The sequence below is a fragment of the Gordonia polyisoprenivorans NBRC 16320 = JCM 10675 genome (assembly GCF_000241325.1).
Lineage (GTDB): Bacteria > Actinomycetota > Actinomycetes > Mycobacteriales > Mycobacteriaceae > Gordonia > Gordonia polyisoprenivorans.
Map to the genome: position 1 here is coordinate 357471 of NZ_BAEI01000031.1, position 22732 is coordinate 380202.

The 22732-nt window shown below is 66.7% G+C and carries 20 protein-coding genes; 14 read left to right on the forward strand and 6 right to left on the reverse strand.

Features of this window, described 5'->3' with window-relative positions; translation table 11 throughout:
• Positions 1–110: 110 nt before the first annotated feature.
• The 8 genes from GOPIP_RS09040 (at position 111) to GOPIP_RS09075 (ending at position 10446) form a co-directional block, all read left to right on the forward strand.
• Positions 111–1709, forward strand: coding sequence for an alpha/beta hydrolase family protein (locus tag GOPIP_RS09040; protein ID WP_006369332.1), 1599 nt, complete (start codon positions 111–113; stop codon positions 1707–1709).
• Positions 1710–1767: 58 nt separating this feature from the next.
• On the forward strand, positions 1768–3015 hold the full coding sequence (locus tag GOPIP_RS09045) for a cutinase family protein (RefSeq protein ID WP_006369333.1): 1248 nt from the start codon (positions 1768–1770) through the stop codon (positions 3013–3015).
• Between the two features lie 279 nt (positions 3016–3294).
• The gene (locus GOPIP_RS09050; protein ID WP_035727547.1) at positions 3295–4380 is read left to right on the forward strand and encodes an NAD(P) transhydrogenase subunit alpha; all 1086 of its coding nucleotides are present in this window, start codon (positions 3295–3297) and stop codon (positions 4378–4380) included.
• Positions 4380–4685: an NAD(P) transhydrogenase subunit alpha part 2 gene (locus GOPIP_RS09055; protein ID WP_006369335.1), complete on the forward strand. Its 306-nt coding sequence runs from the start codon at positions 4380–4382 to the stop codon at positions 4683–4685. Before GOPIP_RS09050 ends, GOPIP_RS09055 begins: the two co-directional genes overlap by 1 nt.
• Before the next feature lie 35 nt (positions 4686–4720).
• On the forward strand, positions 4721–6226 hold the full coding sequence (locus tag GOPIP_RS09060; protein WP_050955249.1) for an NAD(P)(+) transhydrogenase (Re/Si-specific) subunit beta: 1506 nt from the start codon (positions 4721–4723) through the stop codon (positions 6224–6226).
• Positions 6227–6450: 224 nt separating this feature from the next.
• A complete protein-coding gene (locus GOPIP_RS09065; RefSeq protein WP_035727552.1) occupies positions 6451–7470 on the forward strand; it encodes a YdcF family protein in 1020 nt (339 codons plus the stop codon).
• A gap of 93 nt (positions 7471–7563) precedes the next feature.
• Positions 7564–8013: a DoxX family protein gene (locus GOPIP_RS09070; RefSeq protein WP_006369339.1), complete on the forward strand. Its 450-nt coding sequence runs from the start codon at positions 7564–7566 to the stop codon at positions 8011–8013.
• A 165-nt stretch (positions 8014–8178) separates the two neighbouring features.
• Positions 8179–10446, forward strand: a complete 2268-nt coding sequence (locus tag GOPIP_RS09075; protein WP_210738959.1) for a solute carrier family 23 protein — start codon at positions 8179–8181, stop codon at positions 10444–10446.
• 433 nt (positions 10447–10879) lie between these two features.
• Here GOPIP_RS09075 and GOPIP_RS09080 read toward each other — a convergent pair whose 3' ends face one another.
• On the reverse strand, positions 10880–11617 hold the full coding sequence (locus tag GOPIP_RS09080; RefSeq protein ID WP_006369343.1) for a metallophosphoesterase: 738 nt from the start codon (positions 11615–11617) through the stop codon (positions 10880–10882).
• A 140-nt stretch (positions 11618–11757) separates the two neighbouring features.
• Here GOPIP_RS09080 and GOPIP_RS09085 point away from each other — a divergent pair, with 140 nt between their 5' ends.
• Complete coding sequence (locus GOPIP_RS09085; protein ID WP_006369345.1) at positions 11758–12606, forward strand: SDR family NAD(P)-dependent oxidoreductase; 849 nt, start codon at positions 11758–11760, stop codon at positions 12604–12606.
• A gap of 14 nt (positions 12607–12620) precedes the next feature.
• On the opposite strand, the gene GOPIP_RS09090 is transcribed toward GOPIP_RS09085, so the two are convergent.
• A complete protein-coding gene (locus tag GOPIP_RS09090; RefSeq protein WP_006369346.1) occupies positions 12621–13391 on the reverse strand; it encodes a dienelactone hydrolase family protein in 771 nt (256 codons plus the stop codon).
• A 36-nt stretch (positions 13392–13427) separates the two neighbouring features.
• Entirely contained in the window at positions 13428–15866 is a 2439-nt protein-coding gene (locus tag GOPIP_RS09095; protein WP_006369347.1) for an ATP-dependent DNA ligase, read from the reverse strand.
• A gap of 74 nt (positions 15867–15940) precedes the next feature.
• On the opposite strand from GOPIP_RS09095, the gene ku reads away from it, so the two are divergent.
• The gene (gene ku / locus GOPIP_RS09100) at positions 15941–16927 is read left to right on the forward strand and encodes a non-homologous end joining protein Ku (protein ID WP_444542625.1); all 987 of its coding nucleotides are present in this window, start codon (positions 15941–15943) and stop codon (positions 16925–16927) included.
• A 31-nt stretch (positions 16928–16958) separates the two neighbouring features.
• Positions 16959–18350, forward strand: a complete 1392-nt coding sequence (locus GOPIP_RS09105; RefSeq protein ID WP_014358579.1) for an MFS transporter — start codon at positions 16959–16961, stop codon at positions 18348–18350.
• Here the strand turns inward: GOPIP_RS09105 and GOPIP_RS09110 are convergent.
• Positions 18341–19258, reverse strand: a complete 918-nt coding sequence (locus tag GOPIP_RS09110; protein WP_006369350.1) for a LysR family transcriptional regulator ArgP — start codon at positions 19256–19258, stop codon at positions 18341–18343. The genes GOPIP_RS09105 and GOPIP_RS09110 overlap by 10 nt on opposite strands.
• Before the next feature lie 72 nt (positions 19259–19330).
• On the opposite strand from GOPIP_RS09110, the gene GOPIP_RS09115 reads away from it, so the two are divergent.
• The 3 genes from GOPIP_RS09115 to GOPIP_RS09125 all read left to right on the forward strand — a co-directional run bounded on the left by GOPIP_RS09115 (position 19331) and on the right by GOPIP_RS09125 (position 20727).
• Positions 19331–19951 carry a LysE/ArgO family amino acid transporter gene (locus tag GOPIP_RS09115; protein ID WP_006369351.1) on the forward strand — a complete coding sequence of 207 codons (621 nt, stop codon included), beginning with the start codon at positions 19331–19333 and terminating at the stop codon, positions 19949–19951.
• Positions 19952–20050: 99 nt separating this feature from the next.
• The gene (locus GOPIP_RS09120; protein WP_238534835.1) at positions 20051–20299 is read left to right on the forward strand and encodes a FitA-like ribbon-helix-helix domain-containing protein; all 249 of its coding nucleotides are present in this window, start codon (positions 20051–20053) and stop codon (positions 20297–20299) included.
• Entirely contained in the window at positions 20296–20727 is a 432-nt protein-coding gene (locus GOPIP_RS09125) for a type II toxin-antitoxin system VapC family toxin (RefSeq protein ID WP_006369353.1), read from the forward strand. Before GOPIP_RS09120 ends, GOPIP_RS09125 begins: the two co-directional genes overlap by 4 nt.
• 90 nt (positions 20728–20817) lie before the next feature.
• On the opposite strand, the gene GOPIP_RS09130 is transcribed toward GOPIP_RS09125, so the two are convergent.
• Complete coding sequence (locus GOPIP_RS09130; RefSeq protein WP_006369354.1) at positions 20818–21459, reverse strand: response regulator; 642 nt, start codon at positions 21457–21459, stop codon at positions 20818–20820.
• 24 nt (positions 21460–21483) lie between these two features.
• Complete coding sequence (locus GOPIP_RS09135) at positions 21484–22641, reverse strand: sensor histidine kinase (RefSeq protein ID WP_006369355.1); 1158 nt, start codon at positions 22639–22641, stop codon at positions 21484–21486.
• Positions 22642–22732: the final 91 nt, after the last annotated feature.

The window sequence follows — 22732 nt, forward strand, 5'->3', positions numbered from 1 at the left end:
CATCGCGGCGCCCTCCCATTACACTCACCTCTCGACGCGGGCGGGGGCGCGCTCGCGAGCCGATGAGCTGTCGGTTCGCCGGTTCGACGACGGATCTCTCAGGGAGACACATGCGTATGCGGCGCTCGATGCTGACGGTCGCGGTGGCGTTCGCCACCGCGATCATGTTCGTACAACCGGGCTTTCAGCCGGGGATGGCGCACGCGCTGCAGATCGGGCCGATCGTCTTCCCCGACATCAACCCGCCGGCGACGATCGATCAGGCGAAGCCGACCATCATCGAGACACCTCCGTGGGCGCCGCACCTCGACAACGGTGACGTGGTCGTCCTGATCCCCGGTACCACCGACTACGACGGCAGCGACCAGACCGCACGGACCCTCGGTATCGGACTGTTCGGCGGCGTCACCACCGACGCCGACGGCAAGACGATCGTCGACCCGCACGCCGCGCCGTCGATCGACATCGTCTCCTATCCGGCCGCGTTCGGCATCGACCCGTTCGGCTTCCCGATCTATCTCGCCGGCTCGGACACCTTCACCCACTCGGTGGAGGTCGGGTCGATCAACGGGGTGCGTGATGCCGAAACCGCACACGCCCAGAAACCGGCGGGCACGGTCGTCATCAACGGCTACTCGCAAAGCGCGCCGATCGCGATGAACGTCGCATACCTGTTGCACCAGAAGAACCTTCAGGGCACCGGTGACATCCCCGACGACCAGCTCGCCGTCATCGTCGGCGCCGACTCACGCTTCCCGCACACCGGGGTCGAGAACGTCGTGCCGAGCGTTCTGCCCGGCATGTACACCAACGGCGACCGCAACCCCGCCGACACCGGCGACATCGCGGTCTACTCCTACTGCGTGCGCGGCGATGCCACCTGCGGCGTCGGCAACCCGCTGATCAATCCCGTCTCGACGTTCTTTTATCTGCTCCCCGGGTTCTACGTGCACGCCTTCCTGACCTACCGGATCAACGAGTACTCCATTGCCAAGGAGTGGAAGAGCGACAGCGGTAACACCACCTACATCGTCTACGACGGCGGCAATCCCTGGGGAATGATGTTGCGCGACCTCGGGATTCCGGTCCCCAAAGAAGTCGACGACGTCCTGAGCGCCCTCGTGCCGGTGCCCATGCCCGGTCACCGGTCGACCCTCGCCGACCTGCGCATCCCGATGCCCGACGCACTCCGACAACAGTTGAGCGCCTACGAGGTACCGACGCCGCGAGAACTGCAGGAACTCCTCTACGCGCGGCTCGGCCTCGACGTCCCCGTGCACGACCCCGACACCTGCGCCGCCACCCCGTCGGCGTGCCGGGCCGACTACAGCTCGGTGCTGCCCGCGCCGACGGCATCGAACAAGTCGGCATCGAGGGCGTCGGCGAGCACAAGCGCGACCACCTCGGCGGCGTCGACCCAGGCTGCGTCGCCCCAAGCTGCGACCACCTCGGCCGAAACGACTGTCGCACAACCATCCACCACCTCGGCGGCCCCGACGGCCACCACTGCGCCGGCCACCACTGCGCAGTCCACCACTGCGCAGACCACCACTGCGCCGATCACCACTGCGCCGACAACGACAAGTGTCACGGCAACGACGCCCCAGACCGAGTCGCCCCAGAACGAGTCGCCGCAGAACGAGTTGCTGCAGACCGGGTCATCCCAGTCGAACTCCGACGACACGCCCACGACGACCTCGGCCCGATAGCGCCGACCCGCCGACACCGATAGGGTCGGCCGCGGGGGCCGGTTGAAAGGTGGGTCGCGTGCGTCGGGTCGTCGTGGGTGTCACCGCGGTGTGTGCCGCGGCCGTGTGTGCAGTCATGACGATGGCCGCGGGAATCGTCCCGGCGAGCGCTGCGACCGACGACGGCTTACCGACGATCCGCCGGCAGCCGAGTTGGCTGCCGCCCGATCTCGGTCGTGACTCGACGGTCGTCCTGGCGCCCGGTACCACCGATTTCGACCCGATCCGCGCCCACGACATCGTCGGAGGCTCCGCACCGGCCGGCGCCGATCAGTACGGGCGCACCGTCGGCCTCGGCTTCTTCGACCCGTATCGGCCGAACGTGGAGATCGTCGACTACCCCGAGGCATTCGGCTTCACCGTCGCCGGCCGACCGGTGGGCATCGTCGGGCATGACGCGTACAACACCTCCGTCGACGAGGGCACCGCCACCGGCCTCGCCGACGCCCAGCGGGCGTGGATTGCCCAGGGACGCAAGGGAACCATCGTCCTCAGCGGATACTCACAGGGCTCCGCGGTCGCGATGAACATCGCCTATCTGCTCCACCAGCGGTACGCCGCCGGGATTCCCGGCGCGATCCCCGACAGCAACGTCGTCGTCGTGACCGGTGCCGACACCCGATTCCCCGACACCGGGGCCGAGAACGTCTTCCCGAGCGTGCTGCCCGGCGCCTACACCAACGGCCCGCGGGACCCGGCCGCCACCGGTAGCACCCGCGTCATCTCCTACTGCATCAAGGGAGATCTGGTGTGCGACATGGCCAATCCGATCGCCGATCCACTCGGCTGGGCGTTCTACCTCGCACCCGGCGCCACCATCCACGGCAAGTTCGGCGATCAGGTCAACAAGTTCCCCGTCGAACGCACCTGGTCGTCGGGCAACACCACCTACGTCGTCCTCGACGGCGGCAACCCCTGGGGCATGTGGCTGCGCAAGGAAGGCGTGCCACTCCCGGCGAACTTCGACGAGACACTCGATCGCCTGATTCCGGTCCCCGAACCGGGACAGCCGTCCACCGACGCCGCGGGCAACCGCGTGCCGACCCCGCGCGAGGTGCAGCAATCGCTGTCCGCGCGCCTGCGCTGGGACGTCCCGGTCACCGACCCCGATGCCAGGGCAGCCCAGCGCCGCGCGCACCCGGCCCCGACCGTGCAGCCGCAGATCGGCTTGACGCGCCCGGCCGACCGCCGTCGGCAACCGCCGCGGCTGCCGACGCCCGCCGAACTCGCGGCGCTGTTCGCCTCGCTCGGTCGGCCCGCTCACTGACCGCTTCGAGAGGCAAACCCGACCGGCATGCGCCGAGTCAAGAAAAAGTGAGCAAGTCAACGCCGTTGATCAGCATCAGCTGAGGTCATGTTATGTTCGTCGCACGTTTTTCTCAGGTGGCGACGCAATCCGTTGCCCCACCCCGACCGCATCGCTGCGGCACGGCCGATCAGCGCACCGACCGGGCCGATCGTTCGTCGTCGTCGTCGATGCACACCTGACAAGTCGCAACGTGATGAGTCGCTGACAACCGACGACAACGAAAGACAACGAATAGCAATGAGTGTGGGTGTCGTGCGCGAAACGGCCTCCGGAGAGCGTCGTGTGGCGCTGGTCCCGAAGGTCGTCGCGTCGCTGGTGGGCAAGAAGGTCCCCGTGATCGTGGAAGAGGGGGCCGGTCTCGGGGCGCTGATCCCGGATTCCGAATACGTCGACGCGGGGGCGACGATCGGTGATCCGTATTCGGCCGATGTGGTGTTGCGGGTATCGCCACCCTCCGACGCCGAGATCGGCAAATTGCGCAGTGGTCAGAAACTGATCGGTTTCCTGGCTCCGCGCAACGCCGACAACAAGATCGGTGCGCTACGCGATGCGGGGGTGGAGGCCTACGCCGTCGAGGCGATCCCGCGTATCTCGCGTGCACAGGTGATGGACGCGCTGAGTTCGCAGGCCAACGTCTCTGGCTACAAGTCGGTCATCGTGGCCGCCGATCTGTCCACGCGGTTCTTCCCGATGCTGACCACCGCCGCGGGCACGGTGAAGCCGGCGACGGCGCTGATCCTCGGTGTGGGTGTGGCCGGTTTGCAGGCGTTGGCCACGGCCAAGCGTCTGGGTGCGCGGACCACCGGTTACGACGTGCGGCCGGAGGTTGCCGAGCAGGTGCGTTCGGTGGGTGCCCAGTGGCTCGATCTCGGTATCGACGCCGCCGGTGAGGGCGGGTACGCCCGAGAGCTGACCGAGGACGAACGGGCCCAGCAGCAGCAGGCGCTCGAGGACGCGATCAAGGGTTTCGACGTGGTGATCACCACCGCGTTGGTGCCGGGTCGGCCGGCTCCGCGCCTGGTCACCGCCGCTGCGGTGGAGGGCATGAAGCCGGGCAGCGTGATCGTCGACCTGGCCGGGGAGACCGGCGGCAACTGCGAGCTCACCGAGCCCGGGCAGACCGTCGTCAAACACGACGTCACCATCACCTCGCCGCTGAACCTGCCGGCCACCATGCCCGAGCACGCCAGCGAGCTCTACGCCAAGAACCTGTTCGCTCTGATCGATCTGATGCTCGACGAATCCGGGGCGCTGGCACCGGATTTCGCGGACGAGGTCATTGCCGCCGCGTGTGTGACCCGCGACAAGGAGGTGTCGGCCTGATGTACACCGAACTATTGGCCAATATCGCGATTCTCGTCCTGGCGGGATTCGTGGGTTTCGCCGTCATCTCGAAGGTCCCCAACACCCTGCACACCCCGCTGATGTCGGGGACCAACGCCATCCACGGCATCGTCGTGCTCGGTGCGCTGGTGGTGCTGGGATCGCTGCCCGCCGACGCCAACTGGGGTGTGCGCATCATCGCGTTCGTCGCGCTGGTGTTCGGAACGCTCAACGTGGTCGGCGGGTTCGCCGTCACCGACCGCATGCTGGGCATGTTCAAGGGTAAGAAGGAGACCACCAAGTGAGCGCCACCGTCGTTGCTTCTACCTACGTTCCCTACATTCCGGCGGTTGCCAACTTCAGCGGCGACTCCGGGCAGGTCTCCGAGGCCCTCGGGTACGGCGTCACCGCCCTCTACATCGTCGCGTTCTCCCTGTTCATCTACGGTCTGATGGGCTTGACCGGTCCGAAGACCGCGGTGCGTGGCAACTGGATCGCCGCGGTCGGTATGGGGATCGCCATCGTCGCGACCCTGCTCGGCGTCTACAACAACGCCGGCGATGCCGGGGTGCCGGGTATCAACTGGATTCTGATCGTCGTCGGCCTGGTGGTCGGTGTGGTGCTGGGCATTCCGCCGGCGCTCAAGACCAAGATGACCGCGATGCCGCAGCTGGTGGCGCTGTTCAACGGCGTCGGCGGTGGCACCGTCGCGTTGATCGCGTGGTCGGAGTACATCGAGTCCGATGGCTTCACCCACCTGCACGAGACACCCGACGTGCACGTCATCGTCGGGTCGCTGTTCGCGGCGATCATCGGTTCGATCTCGTTCTGGGGTTCGCTGGTGGCGTTCGCGAAGCTGCAGGAGCTGCTGAACAAGAACTTCGAGAAGAAGTTGGTCAAGGCCGCCAAGGCCTTCCAGTTCGCCAACATCGTGCTGGCCATCGCGGCCATCGCGATCGCCGTCTACATCGGTGTCTCGGCCGATTCGACGTCGGCCACGCCGTGGTATTGGATCGTGGCGTTGCTCGTCGTCGCCGGTGTGATGGGCCTGTTCGTGGTGTTCCCGATCGGCGGCGCCGACATGCCGGTGGTCATCTCGCTGCTCAACGCGATGACGGGTCTGTCGGCAGCGGCCGCGGGTCTCGCGCTCAACAATCAGGCGATGATCGTGGCCGGCATGATCGTCGGTGCCTCGGGGTCGATTCTCACCAACCTGATGGCCAAGGCGATGAACCGGTCGATCCCGGCCATCATCTTCGGCGCGTTCGGCGGCGGTGACGACGCCGGCGTCGGTGGCGGGGGAGCCGAGGGCGGCACGGTCAAGGCGACCTCGGCCGCCGACGCCGCGATCCAGATGGCCTACGCCAACCAGGTGATCGTGGTGCCGGGTTACGGTCTCGCGGTCGCGCAGGCCCAGCACACCGTCAAGGAGATGGCGACCCTGCTCGAGGCCAAGGGCGTCGAGGTCAAGTACGCCATCCACCCAGTCGCCGGCCGTATGCCCGGACACATGAATGTGCTTCTGGCAGAAGCGGATGTGCCCTACGACGCGATGAAGGAGATGGACGACATCAACGGCGAGTTCGCTCGCACCGATGTCGCGATCGTGATCGGCGCCAACGACGTCACCAACCCGGCGGCGCGCAACGATCCGGGCTCCCCGATCCACGGCATGCCGATCCTCAACGTCGACCAGGCGCGATCGGTGATCGTGCTCAAGCGCGGCATGAGTTCCGGGTACGCCGGCATCGAGAACCCGCTGTTCTATCTCGATCACACCTCCATGCTGTTCGGCGACGCCAAGAAGTCCGTCGACTCGGTCATCGAGGAGCTCAAGGCTCTGTAAGGAGCCCTGACCGCATTTTCCCGACGCCCCGCCTGCGGAGCGACCCCGCGAGTCATGACAGACGCGGTGTCACCCGGGCGGGGCGTCGTCGTGTGTCGGTGCTGTCGTGTGTCGGTGCTGTCGTGTGTCGGTGTTGTCGAACCGAGACCGACGGTTATCGAGATGAGACCGGCTCCGGCTGGCAGCAGCACCCACCTGGCCCTACTGTTACTCCAGTGACTGGTGTGACCAGAGTGAAAAGAAGGTTCCGTCGAACCACGGTCGTCGTCCTGGCGGCGTCGGCGATCACCGGTGTCGTCGTCGGTACCCTGCCGTCGTCGTCGGAGCATCACCTGACGACAGCAGCGGTCAGTGTCGACCCGGCCACCCTCTACAACGCCGCGCAGCAGAAGTTCTCCGCCGGCGACGTGCCGGCCGGTCTCACCGACCTGCAGCAGGCGCTGACACTGTCGCCGGCCGACGGGCAATCGCTGGCGCTGCAAGCCATCTGGGCCGATCAGGTGTCGGACATCGCGGTCGGGAAGGCGGCGGTGAATCGATTGTCGGTGATCAATCCGTTGCTGGCCAAGACCGCTCGTTCCATCATCGACGGGGTCACCGCGGCCGCGGCCATCGTGCCGAGCACCGAACCCACGACGGTGTCGGGAAACCCGGCCATCGTCATCCTCGGCTTCGGGCTGTCGCCACAGGGCAAGCCCGCACCGGAGCTGATCAAGCGCCTCGCTGCAGGCAAGGCCGAGGCGGCAGCGATTCCGACAGCCCCGATCGTCGTCACCGGCGGCAAGCCGCAGAACGGGGTCACCGAGGCTGCGGTGATGAAGAAGTGGCTGACCGACAACGGGATCGATGCCTCGCGCATCCTCACCGAGGACTCCTCGGTATCCACTGTCGCCAACGCGCAGAACACCGCCAAGCTCCTGGCCGCACGCGGCATCAGCGACGTGGTTCTGGCCACCTCGCCCAACCACATCCGTCGCGCGGCGGCCGATTTCGCTGCGACCGGGCTGCGTGTGGTGCAATCCATCACCACCGACACCGATCTCGCGAAGAACGCGACACCGCTACCCAAGGACAAGCAGACAGGTATCCGCGTCGAGGCCACGCGCACCGCGGGCATCCCGGCGAGCCGAACCCCGCTACTCCCCTCGGATCAGCTACCCGACGTCGGACCGGGTCTCATCGACGACATCGGCGGCAAGATCCTCAAGCAGCTACTGGAGTCGGGGTCGAGCGGCGGACAGTAGCGCGGTCGGTCGACCGATGAGTTCGGGAGTGCCGAGGTGTCTCTAGTGGTACCAACCCCCACCAGGGCGGGGTTGACCACCCAGGAGGACATCATGAACGCCATCGACTCGACCACCGCCGTCGGCACCACCGCCACCCCCGACGCCACCACCGAATCGCGACGACCCGCTCGTATCGTCGGGATCGTCATCACCGTCGTGGTGACAGCGTTCCTGGTTTTCGACGTCGCAGGCAAACTGACCCGGCCCCAGGCCGTCGTCGACTCGATGGCGTCGCTGGGCTTTCCGATCGGACAGGCGACCGTGATGGGAATCGTTCTCGCCGTGTGCCTGATCGTCTTCCTCGTCCCGCGTACCGCCGTTCTCGGGGCCCTCGGGCTGACCGCGTACCTCGGAGGAGCGGTCACGGCGAACATGCGCATCGAGTCGCCCTTGTTCAGCAGTACCTTGTTCGCGGTATATCTCGGGGTGCTGCTGTGGGTCGGCCTGGTATTGCGTCGGCCCGAATTGCTCACCGTCGTCGGACTCCGTCGACGGAATTGATACAAAGCATTCTTTTGTTTGTCGCCTTCGCGACGCCAATCTCATATCACGAGCCCGAATTACGGTGACGTCAAACACAATCGTCACCGTATTTCGGCTGTTCTCACCCTATTTCGCCCGTATCGGTCAACACGGACGTAACCCGCTATCGGTACTTTCGGATTCATGCCAAAAATCGGGGATCGATCGCACACACATTCCGGGCCGGACATACGAGAAGTGATCCGGTACGACCTACCGGCGTCGCTCGTGGTGTTCCTCGTGGCATTGCCACTGTCGATCGGAATCGCGATCGCCTCGGGTGCCCCGGTGATGGCCGGGCTCATCGCAGCAGTCGTCGGCGGTGTGGTCGCCGGCGCGATCGGCGGTAGCCCCCTTCAGGTTTCGGGTCCGGCGGCCGGGTTGACGGTGGTGGTTGCCGAGCTCGTCGCCAACTTCGGATGGAAGGTCACCTGCGCGATCACGGTCTGTGCCGGGGTGCTGCAGATCCTGTTCGGGCTCAGTCGAATAGCCGGTGCCGCGTTGGCGATCGCTCCCGTCGTGGTGCACGCAATGCTCGCCGGAATCGGAATCACCATCGCCCTGCAGCAGATCCATGTGTTGCTCGGCGGGAATTCGTCGAGTTCGGCGGTCGCCAACATCACCGGATTACCTGATCAATTGATCGACGTGAACGTCGCGGAGGCGTCGATCGGGCTTCTCGTCATCGCCGCGTTGCTGGCGTGGCCACGGCTGCCCGCGACCGTCCGCAAGATCCCCGGGCCGCTCGGCGCGATCGTCCTCGCCACCCTGGTGGCGCTGATCGCCGGCCTCGACGTCAAACGAATCACGCTGGACGGCAACTTCTTCGAGTCCATTGCGCTTCCCGAGCTCCCCACCGGGAACTGGTCGGCATTCATTCTGGGCGTGTTGACGGTGGCCCTGATCGCCAGTGTCGAGTCGCTGCTGTCGGCGGTCGCCGTGGACAAGATGCACGACGGTCCGCGCAGCAACTTCAACCGAGAACTGCTCGGGCAGGGTAGCGCGAACATGGTGTCGGGTGTGCTCGGTGGACTGCCGGTCACCGGTGTGATCGTGCGCAGCTCCACCAACGTCGCGACCGGAGCGCGGACGCGGTGGTCGGCGATCCTGCACGGGGTGTGGGTGTTCGTCTTCGCGGTCTTCCTCACCGCGCTCGTCGAGCAGATCCCGACCGCCGCGCTCGCCGGATTGCTCGTCGTCATCGGCATGCAGCTGGTCAAGCTCGCGCACATGAAAACCGCTCTGCGAACCGGGGATCTGTGGGTCTACGGCGTCACGGTGACGGCCGTGGTGTTCCTCAATCTGCTCGAGGGCGTCGCCATCGGTCTGGCGCTGGCCGTCATCCTGGTGCTGTGGCGCGTCATCCGCCCCGACACCCACACCGAGGAGCAGCCCGACGGCCGCCACATCGTCCGAGTGCGAGGCTCGCTGAGCTTCGTGTCGCTGCCCCGGATGAACAGCCTGCTGCGCCGCATTCCGGAGGGTGCACCCGTCACGATCGAACTCGATACCGACTTCCTCGACCACGCCGCATCGGAAATGCTCGAGGACTGGATTCGGGCCCGCCGCGCGGCCGGTGGTGAGGTGATCATCCTCGAACGTGGCCGTGCCCGAATCGAACACGCTTGGCAGGCTCCGCCGCGACGCCACACCGGCGGCATCGTCGGCCTGACCCCGTGGCGTAGTCGATCCTCCGTCGCCGACGACGAGCAGGTCGCCGAGGTTCCGGCGCCGTTGCGCTCGATCATGGCCGGTGTCACCGAGTACCACCGCGATCACGCCGAGGTCCTGCGCGGCCACCTGTCCGACGTCGTGGACTATCAGGAGCCGGACGCGTTCTTCCTGACCTGTGCCGATTCTCGGATCATGCCCAACATCATCACCTCGAGCGGCCCAGGTGACCTGTTCACCCTGCGCAACGTCGGCAACCTGGTGCCGACCGGTGATCACGCGGACTGCTCGATCGAGGCCGCCCTGGACTTCGCGATCACCGAGGTCGGCGTCAGTTCGGTGGTGGTGTGCGGACATTCGTCCTGCGGCGCGATGCGGGCGTTGCATCAGCAGGCCGATTCCGCTCCCGCCGATACGTCGATCGCCCGGTGGTTGCGCCACGGGGTGCCCAGTGTGAGCGCGATGCGTCTGGGGCATCCGGCCGGACGGGCCGCTGCCGCCATGGGTTTCACCGAGATCGACCAGCTCGCCGTTGTCAACGTCGCCAAACAGGTCGAGACCCTGAGCCGGCACCACCTCGCCGGCCGCGCCGCCGCCGAATCCTCCCTGCGGATCATCGGTCTGTACTTCGACATCCGGTCCGGCCGCGTCTACGAGGTGTCGCAGACCGGGCTGCACGCCGCCGGCGTGGGACACCACGTCAGCCGTATGCTGGAGCGTGAGCCGGTCGTCGACCACTAGTGATCCGAAACCAGCACCGTGGCAAGCGGTCTCGAGGCTCGCCGCACGCGGCTCGCACCTCGACCATCGGGGGCTTCTCCCGGTGGTCGAGGTGTGGAGGAGCGTTAGCGACGGAGCCTCGAGACCTCTTGTGCTGAAGGGTATTCGGTGTGCGTGATGTCGGAACCGGCACCGTGGCAGGCGGTCTCGAGGCTCGCCGCATGCGGCTCGCACCTCGACCATCGGGGGCTTCTCCCGGTGGTCGAGGTGTGGAGGAGCGTTAGCGACGGAGCCTCGAGACCTCTTGTGCTGAAGAGTATTCGGCGTGCCTGGTGTCGGAACCGGCTCTGTGGCAAGTGGTCTCGAGGCTCGCCGCACGCGGCTCGCACCTCGACCATCGGGGGATACGCATCGACCATCGGGGGACGTCACGCCTCACCCATCGATGGCAGGCTCAGAACATCACCGAGCGGAAATGGGTGATGAGGCGGTCGCCGTCGATCAGGTGGAATGCGATGCCCGGTGGCTGGCCTCGGTTGATGATCTCGGTGCCTTCGAACGGGAGGTTCAGCGTGGAGGCGACGCCCGGGGCGATGGCCAGGGGCCGGTCGGCGAAGCGGGTGACGCACGCCGAATGTGCATGACCGCAAACGAAGCCGACGATGTTCGGGTGGGTCGCGACAAGCTCGGCCAGACGTTCCTCACCGGTTTGGCGGATCGTGTCCATGAAGGTCATGCCGATGGTGACGGGGGGATGGTGAAAGGCCACCAGGACGCGGGTGTCGGCGCCGGCGGCGTCGATCTGCGCCGACATCCACGTGAGGGTCTCGTCGTCGAGGTAGCCATCGTTGCGACCGGGGATGGAACTGTCCACCGACAGCAGCAGCACGTCGTCGACCAGCAACGAGGAGTTGACCGGTGCCGTGCTGCGCTCGTTGCCGAGTACCTCGCTGTAGTTCTCGCGCAGGTCGTGGTTGCCGACGGTGACCAGCGTCGGCAGCGGTGAGTCCAGGACGCGGTAGGCCTCGACGTACTCGCGTGGCGTGCCCTCATCGGCGATGTCACCGGTGACCAGTAACGCGTCGATGCCGTCGGCACGCGCGTTGAGGTAGCTCAGGGTCGACTCGATCCGGGCACGGTTGAACCGTGTTCCGTTGAAATGGAGGTCGCTGATATGGGCAACGACGAACACTCACACTCCCTTGTCGACTGACCCTGAGGCTAGCCGCATCAGATCACGCGAGCGCGCCGAGGGGCGAACGCGCAGCGCCGGGTGTGTCGGAGAGCACCCACGTCATTGACACTGGATGCGCCCACTGTCAAGGTTGGCCGATGAGGCGACGTCGGCAGGCAGATCGAGACGATCACGCGTTCGCGGGCCGAACAGCCGTCGTCACCGGCGGCGGGTCGGGGATCGGCGCGGCCTTCACCCGGGCTCTCGCGAGTGCCGGCGCCCACGTGTGGTGCGCCGACATCGACGAGCAGGCAGCGACGAGAACAGCGCAATCGACCGGATCGGAACACGCCCGCGCCGTCGGTCTCGACGTCACCGACGCCGACGCCGTACGGTCCGTCGTGAACTCGGTGGTCGCCGACCACGGACGCATCGATCTGATGTTCAACAATGCCGGGATCGCACTGGGCGGCAACACCGAGGAACTCACCGCCGAGCAGTGGGATGCGGTCATTGACGTCAACATCCGCGGCGTCGTACACGGTGTCACCGCGGCATATCCGCACATGATCCGGCAGGGATCGGGCCACATCGTCAACACCGCGTCGATGGCCGGGCTCACCGCGGCCGGCTTGCTCACGAGCTACGTGATGAGTAAGCACGCGATCGTCGGATTGTCGCTGGCGTTGCGGACCGAGGCCGCCGCGCACGGGGTGGGTGTGCTCGTGGTCTGCCCGGCCGCGGTGGAAACGCCGATGCTCGACGCCGACGGCGTCGGTGGCTTCACCGGGCGGACGTATTACCTGTCGGGTCAAGGGATTCGGACGCCGTATCCGGCGGATCGCCTGGCGTCGGACACCCTTCGGGCGATCGGGCGCAATCAACCGCTGCTCGTGGTGCCCGCGCAGGCCCGGATGGCCTGGCGGTTCTCGCGGATCTCACCGGGGCTCATGCAGACGATGGCCACGCGTTTCGTCGCAGGCCAGCGGGAACGTCAGGGGTTGTGACGTTCGGCGCGGGCTCAGTGCAGCGTACGGTCGAACAGCTTCTGTAGCTCGGCGTAGTGGTACTCGGCGGCGTCGTGGTTGTACGGTGCGGTGTCGGCCATCGTGTAGCCGTGCGCCGCACCGGGATACACGCTCGCATGATGGATCACGCCGCTCGAGGTCAGCGCGTGCTCGAACTGGGCGATGGCCTCCGGGGGCATCGACTGATCATGATCGGCGTGGACCGCGAGGACCTCGGCGCGCACGTCGGGCAGTGACAGATGCGGGCTGTCTGCAGCGTCGGTCACCACACCGCCGGTGTGGAACATGCCCACGGCGGCAACATCATCGGGACGTGTGGCCGCGGCCAACAACGCCAGCCGTCCGCCCATGCAGTACCCGGTCGTACCGACGGACCCCGGGCGCACCCCGGGTAGCGCGTGCAGCGCATCGAGGTACGCGGCGAGATCACGCCGGGCGAGGTCGGTGGTGAGTGCCTGCATCCGGGGTCGCACTCCGGCGAAGAAGGCGGCGCGGCTGTCATCGTCGAGGAGCGGCCCATCCGGAGAGGTTTCGGCGGCACTTCCGCTGCGATAGAACAGGTTGGGCGCCAACACCACATAGCCCCACGAGGCGATCCGATCGACCATCGTCTCGATCTGCGGACGCAGACCGATCGCGTCGATGAGAAACAGCACTCCGGGCCAGGTGGCGTCGGCGTCGGCCGACACCGGCCGCGCCATGTACGCCTCGGCGGGCCCGTCGGCCGCAGTGATGGTGATCATCTCTCCGGTGGTCTCGGTCATCGTTGTCCTTTCGATCAGAGTGGATTGAGGGGTGTGTCAGAGGTCGCCGGGGAGTTTGTCGCGCCGGATTCCCCGCCAGCTCGGATGTCGTAGATGGCCGGTGCTCGTCCAGTCCATGAAGCGCACCTCGCCCACGATCTTCGGCAGCACCCACACCGCATTCGCCGCGACCGGCCGGTCCAGTTTGTCCAGAAACGGCGACCGCCGGATGGTCAGCGGCTCGAGTTCTTCTGCGAGAGCACTCAGCTGGGATTCGGTGAAGCCGGTGCCGACCCGCCCCACGTAGCGCAATCCGGTCTCCTCGGGCAGGCCGAGCAGCAGCGAGCCGATGGTGTGCGCACGGTTCCCACGGCCCGGCCGCCATCCGCCGATCACGACTTCGATGTCGCTCCAGTTCTTGTGCTTGAGCCACGAATTCGATCGCCGGCCCTGCTGATAGGTCGACGAACGACGTTTTGCGACAACGCCTTCCATCCCATGTTCACGGCTGTACTCGGCGGCCGCGGCGCCCGGCCCGGGTAGCAGTGGCGGTACCTCGACGTAACGGGATCGCCGGAAGGCCGGGGCGAGCTCCTCGAGTAGCTCGCGCCGCTGCGACCACGGTTTGCGCAGCAGCGACGTCCCGTTGAGGTAGAGCAGGTCGAACAGGTACAGCTTGAGGGTGACCTCGTCGTCGGCCGATCGGCGTCCGGCGAGCAGCGTGAAATTGGTGCGGCCGGTGGCGTCGAGGGCGACGACCTCCCCGTCCAGTACGACGTCGATGAGCCCGAGTTCGTCGGTGATGCAAGCGAGTTCGGGAAAGTCGGCGGTCATGTCCAGGCCGGAGCGCGAGGTGAGCCGGAATTCGCCGCCGATATAACGAACCAGGAGGCGATAACCGTCCCACTTGCCCTCGAAGGCCCAGTCCTTCGAGTCGAGCTTCTCGATGGATTCATCGGTTGCCAGCATCGGGCGCGGATCACGCAAACTCTCCGGCAGGATCGGTCGTGGTTCGTCGCTCATCAGGTGGGCGAGCCAATTCTTGTCGCCGGTCTTGATCAACGCGTACCGGCCCTGGACGCGTTCACCGTGCAGCCGGACGATGATCTCGTCGTCACGCCATTTCTCGGTCTCGTAGGTACCGCGATCCCAGATCTCGACGTGCCCGCCGCCGTACTCACCGGCCGGGATGTCGCCGGCGAAGTCGGCGTAATCCATCGGATGGTCCTCGGTCTGCACGGCGAGGCGGTTCTGGTCGGGATCGTCGGGCAGGTTCTTCGGTACTGCCCAACTCACCAGCACGCCATCGTGTTCGAGCCGGAAGTCGTAATGCAGGCGCCGGGCGTGATGTTCTTGGATCACGAAGATCGGCCCACCCGGCTCGTTCTCTCCCGACACCCGGGCCCCGTCCACCCCGGATCGTGACTTCGTGAATTCGTTGTCCCTGAACTTCGTGTCACCGAAGGGCTCCGGGGTGACCGCGGCGTTGCGCTTGCGCCGGTACTCGCGCAGGTTGATCACCTGGCCGCCCTCGGCGGAGACCGACTCCGGTTGTGCCGCATCGGCAGCCGAATCACCCGACTCCTCCGGGTCGGCTGGGACCCCGTCGTCGTCGAGTCCGTCGAGGAGATCGCCCCACTCTTCGATCCGCTCGAGGACCTCGGTGTAGAGCAGCTGCGTCAGATCGGGATCGGCCATCTCGTCCCACGTCCGCGGTGCGGCCACCCAGGGCTGTTCGCGGCCCCGCAGCGAATACGGAGCGAGGGTGGTCTTGGACGCGCTGTTCTGGCTCCAGTCGATGAACACCTTGTGGGGCCGTTCGGATTTCGCCATGATCGCGGTGACCCGATCGGGCTGTTGCTGGGCCAACGAGGTCGCGATCTGCTTGGCGACCGTTCGCGCCGAATCCGCCGACACCGGCGTCGGGAACCTCGCATACACGTGAATTCCCTTGCCGCCACTGGTGACCGGATACGAGTCCAGTCCGGCGGCGTCGAGCATGTCGTGGATGTCGCGGGCGACCTCACCGCACTCGGCGAGGGTGACCCCGGGCCCCGGATCGAGGTCGAGGACGAGTCGGTTGGCCTTGGGGCCCTCGGCGGCGAAGTCGGCGAGCGCGTCGTCTCGCGGCAGTCGCCATTGTGGCGTATGCAACTCGAGTGCTGCCATCTGTGCGAGCCACACCAGTGTTGCGGGTGAATCGGCCACGACGTATTCGATGATCCGACTGCTGTGTTCGACTCCGCGCCGGGTCACCCAGTCGGGGATGCCCTCGGGAACCGACTTCTCGAAGAACGGGGTGGACTCGACGCCATTGGGCCAGCGTTTGCGGGTGACGAGACGATCGGCCAGATGCGGGAGCATCACCTCGGCGATCCGCGCGTAATAGTCGATGACGTCGAACTTGCGGGTGCCGGTCGACGGGTAGAGCACCTTGGCCAGGTTGGTCACCGAGATGGTGTGCCCATCCACCTCGAGTGTCTGCCCGGACGCCATGGTTCAAGCCTGCCACGTCCTCGAGATGGGCGTGGGACCCGCAGAGACCGGGTGAGGATGGCACAATGGCGACCATGCGCTCGATCTGGAAGGGCGATCTGAGCTTTGGTCTGGTCAACGTGCCGGTCAAGGTCTATTCGGCCACGGAAAGCCACGACCGGAAGTCGTATCAGGTCGACTCGTCTGACGGCACCCGCATCCGTTATCGACGGGTCCGGGAGGGCACCGACACCGAGGTCGAGTTCTCCGACATCGCCAATGCCTACGAATCCTCCGCGGGCGACACGGTGATCCTCACCAAGGACGATCTCGCGTCCCTGCCCGTGCAGAAGAGCCCGGAGATCTCGATCCTGGAATTCGTGCCGGTCGAGCAGGTCGATCCGATCTACTTCGACAAGCCCTACTATCTCGAACCGTCGTCGAAGTCACCGAAGGCCTACGTCTTGCTCGCCCGCGCCCTGCAGGAGACCGACCGGCTCGCCATCGCATCGTTCACGCTGCGCAACCGGACGCGGATGGCGGCGCTGCGGGTCATCGAGCCCGGTGTGATGACGCTGCAGACGCTGTTGTGGCCCGATGAGGTCCGCAAGCCCGATTTCGGGTTCCTCGACGACGACGTCGAGATCCGGGACCAGGAACTGAAGATGGCGTCCTCGTTGATCGATTCGATGGCGCAGGACTACGACCCGAGCGAGTTCTCCGACACCTACCAGGAAGAGCTGGCGAAGCTGATCGACGCGAAATCCGATGGCTCCGAGGCATTCCCGGAAGCCGAGGAGGACTCCACCGAGGACGAGGACTCCGAGGTCGCCGACCTGCTCGCCGCGCTGCGGGCATCGGTCAAGGACCGCGGTACGGCCGAGGAGTCCGACGACTCCGGGGTATCGAAGGCGCCCGCGAAGAAGGCCGCCAAGAAGGCTCCGGCGAAGAAGGCGGCCGCAAAGAAGGCGCCGGCCAAGAAGGCCGCAGCGAAGAAGGCGCCGGCCAAGAAGGCGGCGTCGTCAGGGTCCGACGACGAGTCGAAGACCGCGGCGAAGAAGACCTCACGCCGCGCGAGCTGAGCCGCGCGCCACGAAAAATCGGTGGCCGCCGATGCCCGGCGTCGGGCAAGCTCGTGAGGTGAGTTCGTCGACGTCCGCCCTGCCGCGCGCGCTGCGCCCCTTCGGCGGTGGGCAGTATCGGTTGCTGGCGGCGGGCCTGATGTTTGCTTTGTTCTCCGATGGCGTGTGGACGATCACGCTGGTCTGGCAGGTCATCGGTCTCGGCGGGGGACCGGGCCAGGTGTCGCTGGCGACCGGCTTGGCCGCGGTCGGCATGGTGATCTCGACGCTGGCCGGCGGCGTGCTCGCAGACCGGGTGTCGCAGCGTTCCATCATCATCGGGCTCGAGATCGTCAAGATGGCGGTCTTCGCGATCGTGGCGTTCTGCGCGATCGGCGGCGTCCTGACGATGCCCATCGTGGCCGCGGCTGCCGTCTTCGGCGGCATCACCACCGGCATGTACTACCCGGCATATTCGGCGTTGTTGCCGGGCATCGTCGCCGCCGATGAGCTGCAGGCCGCCAACGGCATCGAGGGCATCGTCCGGCCGGTGCTGTTCCAGGCGGCCGGCCCGATGATCGCCGGAGCGGTGATCGCCGCGGCCGCCCCCGCCCAGGCGGCGCTGGTTGCTGCGGTGGCCAGCGTGGGTTCGGCCCTGTGTTATCTGCGGATGCGGCCGGTGCCGTTGCGTCGTGACCCGAACACCTTGCGCGGTCCCGCGATTGCCTCGATCGTCACCGATCTGGCCGAGGGATTCGCCTACATGTGGCGCACCCCGTGGTTGTGGTCGACGCTGTTCTTCGCGACCATTCTCGTGCTGGCGACGATGGGGCCGATCGAGGTACTCATCCCATTCGCCCTGCGGGAGCGGGTGCACGGCGGTGCCGGTGACCATTCGCTGGTGCTCGCGGCCTTCGGCGCCGGAGCCGCGATCAGCTCGCTGGTGTTCGCCTCGATCCCGATGCCGCGGCGATACCTCACGTTGATGTTCGGGTTGTGGGGTTGGTCGTCGATTCCGTTGGTGCTCATGGGCGTTGCCGGACACACCTGGGTGTTCATCATCGCCGGATTCATCATGGGGGTGTTGTTCGACGGGCCGATGGTGTTGTGGGGCACGCTGTTACAGCGTCGCGTCCCGCCTGGGCTGTTGGGCCGGGTGGCCAGTCTGGACTTCTTCGTCTCGGTGGTGCTGATGCCGGTGTCGATGGCGTTGGCGGCCCCGGTCAGTCACGCGATCGGACTCACCGCGACGTTCGTGGTGTGTGGGCTGGCGCCGGTACCGTTCGCTGCGGTCTTCTACGTCGCGGCCAAGCTGTGGCGTGACGAGATCGATCACCCGCTCGATCTCTCCACTCCCGGGCCGGCCGTCGCGGTGATGCACGACGAGATGTCGGCGTCGGCGTATGTCGATGCCGAGCACGCAAGGGTGTCCGATCAGGACTGATCCGCCGCGCCGAGGAACTCCGCGGCGGCCTCCACGATCGACTCCGTCAGGGCCGAGAGCAGGGGCGAGGCGAGCTTCCAGTACTGCCAGTAGAGCGGGACGTCGACGCGCCGTTCGGTGAAGGTGACCAGGCGTCCTGCGTCGAGAGCGTCGGCGATCTGCACCCGCGGGACCGCGCCCCAGCCCATCCCGTACTCGACCGCTCGGTGGTACTCGGTGGAGGCCGGGATGTAGACCGCCGGTGGATCGGCCGGTGCTGGACTGAGCATGCGCAGTACCTCGCGCTGCAGATTGTCGCTGCGGTCGTATTGCACCATCGGCGCCCGGGCCAGCGCGGCCTCGGTCGGGCCGTCCGGCATCCATCGGGCCAGGTAGTCCGGGGTGGCGACGGGGATGTAGCGCATGACGCCGAGCATCTGCATCCGGCAGCCGCGGATGCGGTCCGGGACCGAGCTGATCGCCCCCAGCACCTCACCGGTCCGCAAATGGTCGGCGTTGCGGCTCTCGTCGTCGCGGATCACCTCGACGGCGGCCGGGTGGCCGTGGTGGAACCGGGCCAGCGCGGGCAGCAGCCAGGTGGCCAGTGAGTCGGCGTTGGCCGCGATCGGCAGGTGCACGAGGGGCTGGTCGTCGTGCGCGCCGTCGGAGGTGACGCCGGTCAGCTCCAGGCGCGCCTCGGTGGCCAACAGTTCCCACTGTTCGGCCAGACGGAGCAGCACCTCCCCGTCGCGCGTCGCCCGCACCGGTTTGGTGCGCTGGACCAGCACCCGACCGACGGAGTGCTCCATGGCCTTGATGCGTTGGCTGATCGCCGACGGCGTGACGTGTAACTGCGCCGCTGCGGCCTCGAAAGTGCCCGCCCGCAACACGGTCGCCAGCGTCTGCAGGCCGTCCTGACTGACATCCATATGAAGTCACTCTAATGATTCATGAGAAACATTCGCTGGCCTTCGGATTGTCGCGCTCCTAGCGTTGTCGACATGAACGCATTCCTGCTGCCGGCACTGGCCGGCCTGCTGACCGGCGCCGGGCTGATCATCGCGATCGGACCGCAGAACATCTTCGTTCTGCAGCAGGGTGTGCGACGCGTCCATGTGGCCCCGGTGGTGGCGGTCTGCGCGATCTCCGACGTCGTGCTCATCACCGCGGGAGTGGCCGGTCTCGGTGCGCTCGTGAGCGCCCACCCGAGCGTGGTGACCGCGGCCAAGTACCTCGGCGGGACGTATGTGATCGTGCTCGGGCTGATGGCCGCCCGACGCTGCCTGCGCAGTCGGGAGGCGATCGTCGACAATGCCGGCGAGGTCACCACGGCGAGTCGCTGGGTGGCGATCGGCACGGCGCTGGCCCTCACCTGGCTCAATCCGCACGTCTACCTCGACACCGTGCTCACCATGGGCGCCATCGCCAATAGTCATGGAAATGGCAAGTGGGCCTTCGCAATCGGAGCCTGCTGTGCGAGCCTGATCTGGTTCTCACTCCTGGGCGGCGGCGGTCGCCGCATGGCGCCGATCTTCGCCAAGCCTGTCGCATGGCGCATCCTCGACGCCGTCGTCGCCGTGGTCATGATCGGGATGGGCGCTGTGTTGGTGGGGTCGGCGTAGGGCGTCGACACCGGTTCGTCGTGCGTGTGCGCAGGAGTGCGGCGGATGTGTGCCGGCATTGCTAGCATTGACTGCATTGCAGTCAAACCGATGTGGGGGATGGCAATGGGGACGGTGACGATCCGAGACCTCGACGACGACCTGAAAGCGCTGCTGCGGGTGCGTGCCGCCGAGCATGGGCGATCGATGGAAGCCGAGGTCAGGGCGATCCTTCGGGATGTACTGACGAGACCGGACGACGGGATCGGCATGGGCACGCGGATTCGGCGCCGTTTCTCCGGGGCCGACATCGACGGTGTCGAAATGCCGCCGCGCAACGAGTCGCCGCGTGCTCCCGATCTCACATGATCATCCTCGATACGAACGTCATCTCCGAACTGATGCGTTCGAATCCGAACGAGCTCGTACTGGACTGGGTGGATGCCGCACCATCGGCCGACGTCATGACCACCGCGGTGACGGCCGCCGAACTGTTGTACGGGATCGAGCGTCTCGCGCAAGGGGGGAAGCAGCAAGACCTCCGTGCCCGCGTCGAGGAACTCCTGATCGACGACTTTCGCGGACGGGTCCTGCCGTTCGATCTCTCCGCGGCGACGCACTACGCGACGCTCGTCGCAGAGCGTGAGCGGATCGGGCGGCCGATCAGCATGGCGGACGCGCAGATCGCGGCGATCTGCGCGACCCACGACGCGCAATTGGCCACACGCAACGTGGGCGACTTCGTTGACCTCGGCATCGTGGTGATCAACCCGTGGGACCCCCTCGGCGAGAGGTGATCTGGTGTGTTTGTGTGTCGACGTCGACGACATGTGTCATGCAGGACACACAAACCCGAAGTCGGCACGGATTCGCAGCGCCTCGCGGGCTCAGACGAGCCCGTGCCGATACGCGTAGGCAACCAGCGCCGCACGGTCGCGGCACGCGGTCTTGGCGAGCAGGTGATTGACGTGGGTTTTGACGGTGCTCACGCCGACGACGAGGTGGGCGGCGATCTGTTGATTCGACATCGCCTGCGCGATCAGGCCGAGCACCTCCACCTCACGCTCGGTGAGACCGTCGGGCGCCTCGGCCGGTGCCGCCGGCGCAGCCGACCGCTCGTGGGACAAGACCGCGCGCAACGCCTTCTCGTCGAGCATCGACCGACCGCCGGCCGCGGCGAGCACCGCCGCCTCGATGGCCTCGGGATCGGCGTCCTTGTTGAGGAATCCGACGGCCCCGGCGTCGAGGGCCTCGACGATCGTGGTGTCGTCGTCGTAGGTCGTCAACGCCACTGCGGCAGTGCGTGATCCGTCGGCGCGCAGCCGTCGTATTCCCTCGATGCCACCGATACCGGGCATGCGGAGGTCGGTGAGCAATACGTCGGGGTCGGTCCCGGCGACGAGGTCGAGGGCGGATTCGGCCGAGGCCGCCACCCCGAGGACCTCGATGGTGTCGAACAGCGAGAGCATCGACCGCAGGCCCTCGCGCACCACGGTCTGATCGTCGGCGATCACCACCGTCACCGTCACGTCATCACCCTCACGTCGTCACCGTCACGTCGTCACCGTCATGATGAGCTCGAATCCTTCCTCGCACGGGCCGTGGGTCAGCCTACCGCCGGCCGCCGCGACCCGTTCGGCGAGACCGGCCAAACCGTATCTGCCGCTGTCGTGTTCGCGATCGGTGAACCCGTCGGGATCGCCGACGGAGAGCATCCGGAGGCCCTCGGCCCCGAACTCGATGCGCACCGGTGCGCCCGCGGCGTGGCGTAACGAGTTGGTCAGCCCCTCCATCACCACCGATCGGGCGATCGCGGTCCATCCGGCGTCGAGATCGTCGGGCGAACCCGCGACCGTCACCTGCAATTCGGTTGCGGTACCGAGGCGTTTCAGGGTCGGTTCCAGCCAGGCGCTCAACGGTGCGGCGCTCGCCGCGGGTCCGTCGCGCAACGATCGGACCGCTTCTCGTGCCTCACCCAGGCCGTCCTTCGCCAAGGTCGTTGCGGTGTCCAGCTTTTCGGCGAGGTCGGCCGAAACACCCTCGCGTCGGGCGACGAGCGCGGCACCCTGCAGGGTGATGATCAACCCGGACAAGGTGTGGGCGAGCACGTCGTGGAGTTGGGCGGCGAGTATCCGACGGTTCTCCGCATCGACGGCACGCGCGCGCTCGGAATCGATGATCTCCTGTTGTGCTGCAGCGACTTCGGCGACCTCACGCCGGTAGCGCCGAAGATGCACCCATCCGAACACCACCACGGCGACCATCAGATTGATCACCAGCGTCCACCCGGATTGATGTAGTTGTGACCAGTGGACCGTCAGCGCGAGCATCGGGACGGCGGCCAGGGCGGCGGTGACGGGGAGGGCAACGGGTGCAAGCGCGGACGCGGCCACGCCGAGTTGGGGAATCCACACGGTCGCGCCGCCGGCGAAGGCGACGCCGACGACGACGGCGGCACCGATGACGATCGCCGAGTCGCCGAGTGAGGTGGAGGAGAGAAAGCGCGGCGCGGTCGTGGGTTGCATGCCCCCACGCACCAGGCAGACCACGAGAACCGCGGTGGCGATCCATCCAGGCGCCACGCGCCACGGTGGCACCGACGTCGTGTCGAGTACCGCCGAGGCGATCACCAGCGCGCAGACCGCGTACCGCACCGCGAGGATGTCGGGGCTCGCCCGCCCGGGGTTGAGAACACGCGCAATGCTGGGCACGACTCACCGTATCGAGGGTGTGCCCGCTCGCGGAGTCGCACGCGCAAGGATCAACCCGGCATCCACCCCGGGGTGGACGACCTCGTCGCGA

What these genes read in the sequence shown, in the direction of transcription:
- GOPIP_RS09040 (WP_006369332.1), top strand. Translation starts at nt 111, where the DNA reads ATGCGTATGCGGCGCTCGATGCTGACGGTCGCGGTGGCGTTCGCCACC.
- GOPIP_RS09050 (WP_035727547.1), top strand. Translation starts at nt 3,295, where the DNA reads ATGAGTGTGGGTGTCGTGCGCGAAACGGCCTCCGGAGAGCGTCGTGTG.
- GOPIP_RS09055 (WP_006369335.1), top strand. Translation starts at nt 4,380, where the DNA reads ATGTACACCGAACTATTGGCCAATATCGCGATTCTCGTCCTGGCGGGA.
- GOPIP_RS09070 (WP_006369339.1), top strand. Translation starts at nt 7,564, where the DNA reads ATGAACGCCATCGACTCGACCACCGCCGTCGGCACCACCGCCACCCCC.
- GOPIP_RS09075 (WP_210738959.1), top strand. Translation starts at nt 8,179, where the DNA reads ATGCCAAAAATCGGGGATCGATCGCACACACATTCCGGGCCGGACATA.
- GOPIP_RS09085 (WP_006369345.1), top strand. Translation starts at nt 11,758, where the DNA reads ATGAGGCGACGTCGGCAGGCAGATCGAGACGATCACGCGTTCGCGGGC.
- GOPIP_RS09090 (WP_006369346.1), bottom strand. Translation starts at nt 13,391, where the DNA reads ATGACCGAGACCACCGGAGAGATGATCACCATCACTGCGGCCGACGGG.
- GOPIP_RS09095 (WP_006369347.1), bottom strand. Translation starts at nt 15,866, where the DNA reads ATGGCGTCCGGGCAGACACTCGAGGTGGATGGGCACACCATCTCGGTG.
- ku (WP_444542625.1), top strand. Translation starts at nt 15,941, where the DNA reads ATGCGCTCGATCTGGAAGGGCGATCTGAGCTTTGGTCTGGTCAACGTG.
- GOPIP_RS09105 (WP_014358579.1), top strand. Translation starts at nt 16,959, where the DNA reads ATGCCCGGCGTCGGGCAAGCTCGTGAGGTGAGTTCGTCGACGTCCGCC.
- GOPIP_RS09110 (WP_006369350.1), bottom strand. Translation starts at nt 19,258, where the DNA reads ATGGATGTCAGTCAGGACGGCCTGCAGACGCTGGCGACCGTGTTGCGG.
- GOPIP_RS09115 (WP_006369351.1), top strand. Translation starts at nt 19,331, where the DNA reads ATGAACGCATTCCTGCTGCCGGCACTGGCCGGCCTGCTGACCGGCGCC.
- GOPIP_RS09120 (WP_238534835.1), top strand. Translation starts at nt 20,051, where the DNA reads ATGGCAATGGGGACGGTGACGATCCGAGACCTCGACGACGACCTGAAA.
- GOPIP_RS09125 (WP_006369353.1), top strand. Translation starts at nt 20,296, where the DNA reads ATGATCATCCTCGATACGAACGTCATCTCCGAACTGATGCGTTCGAAT.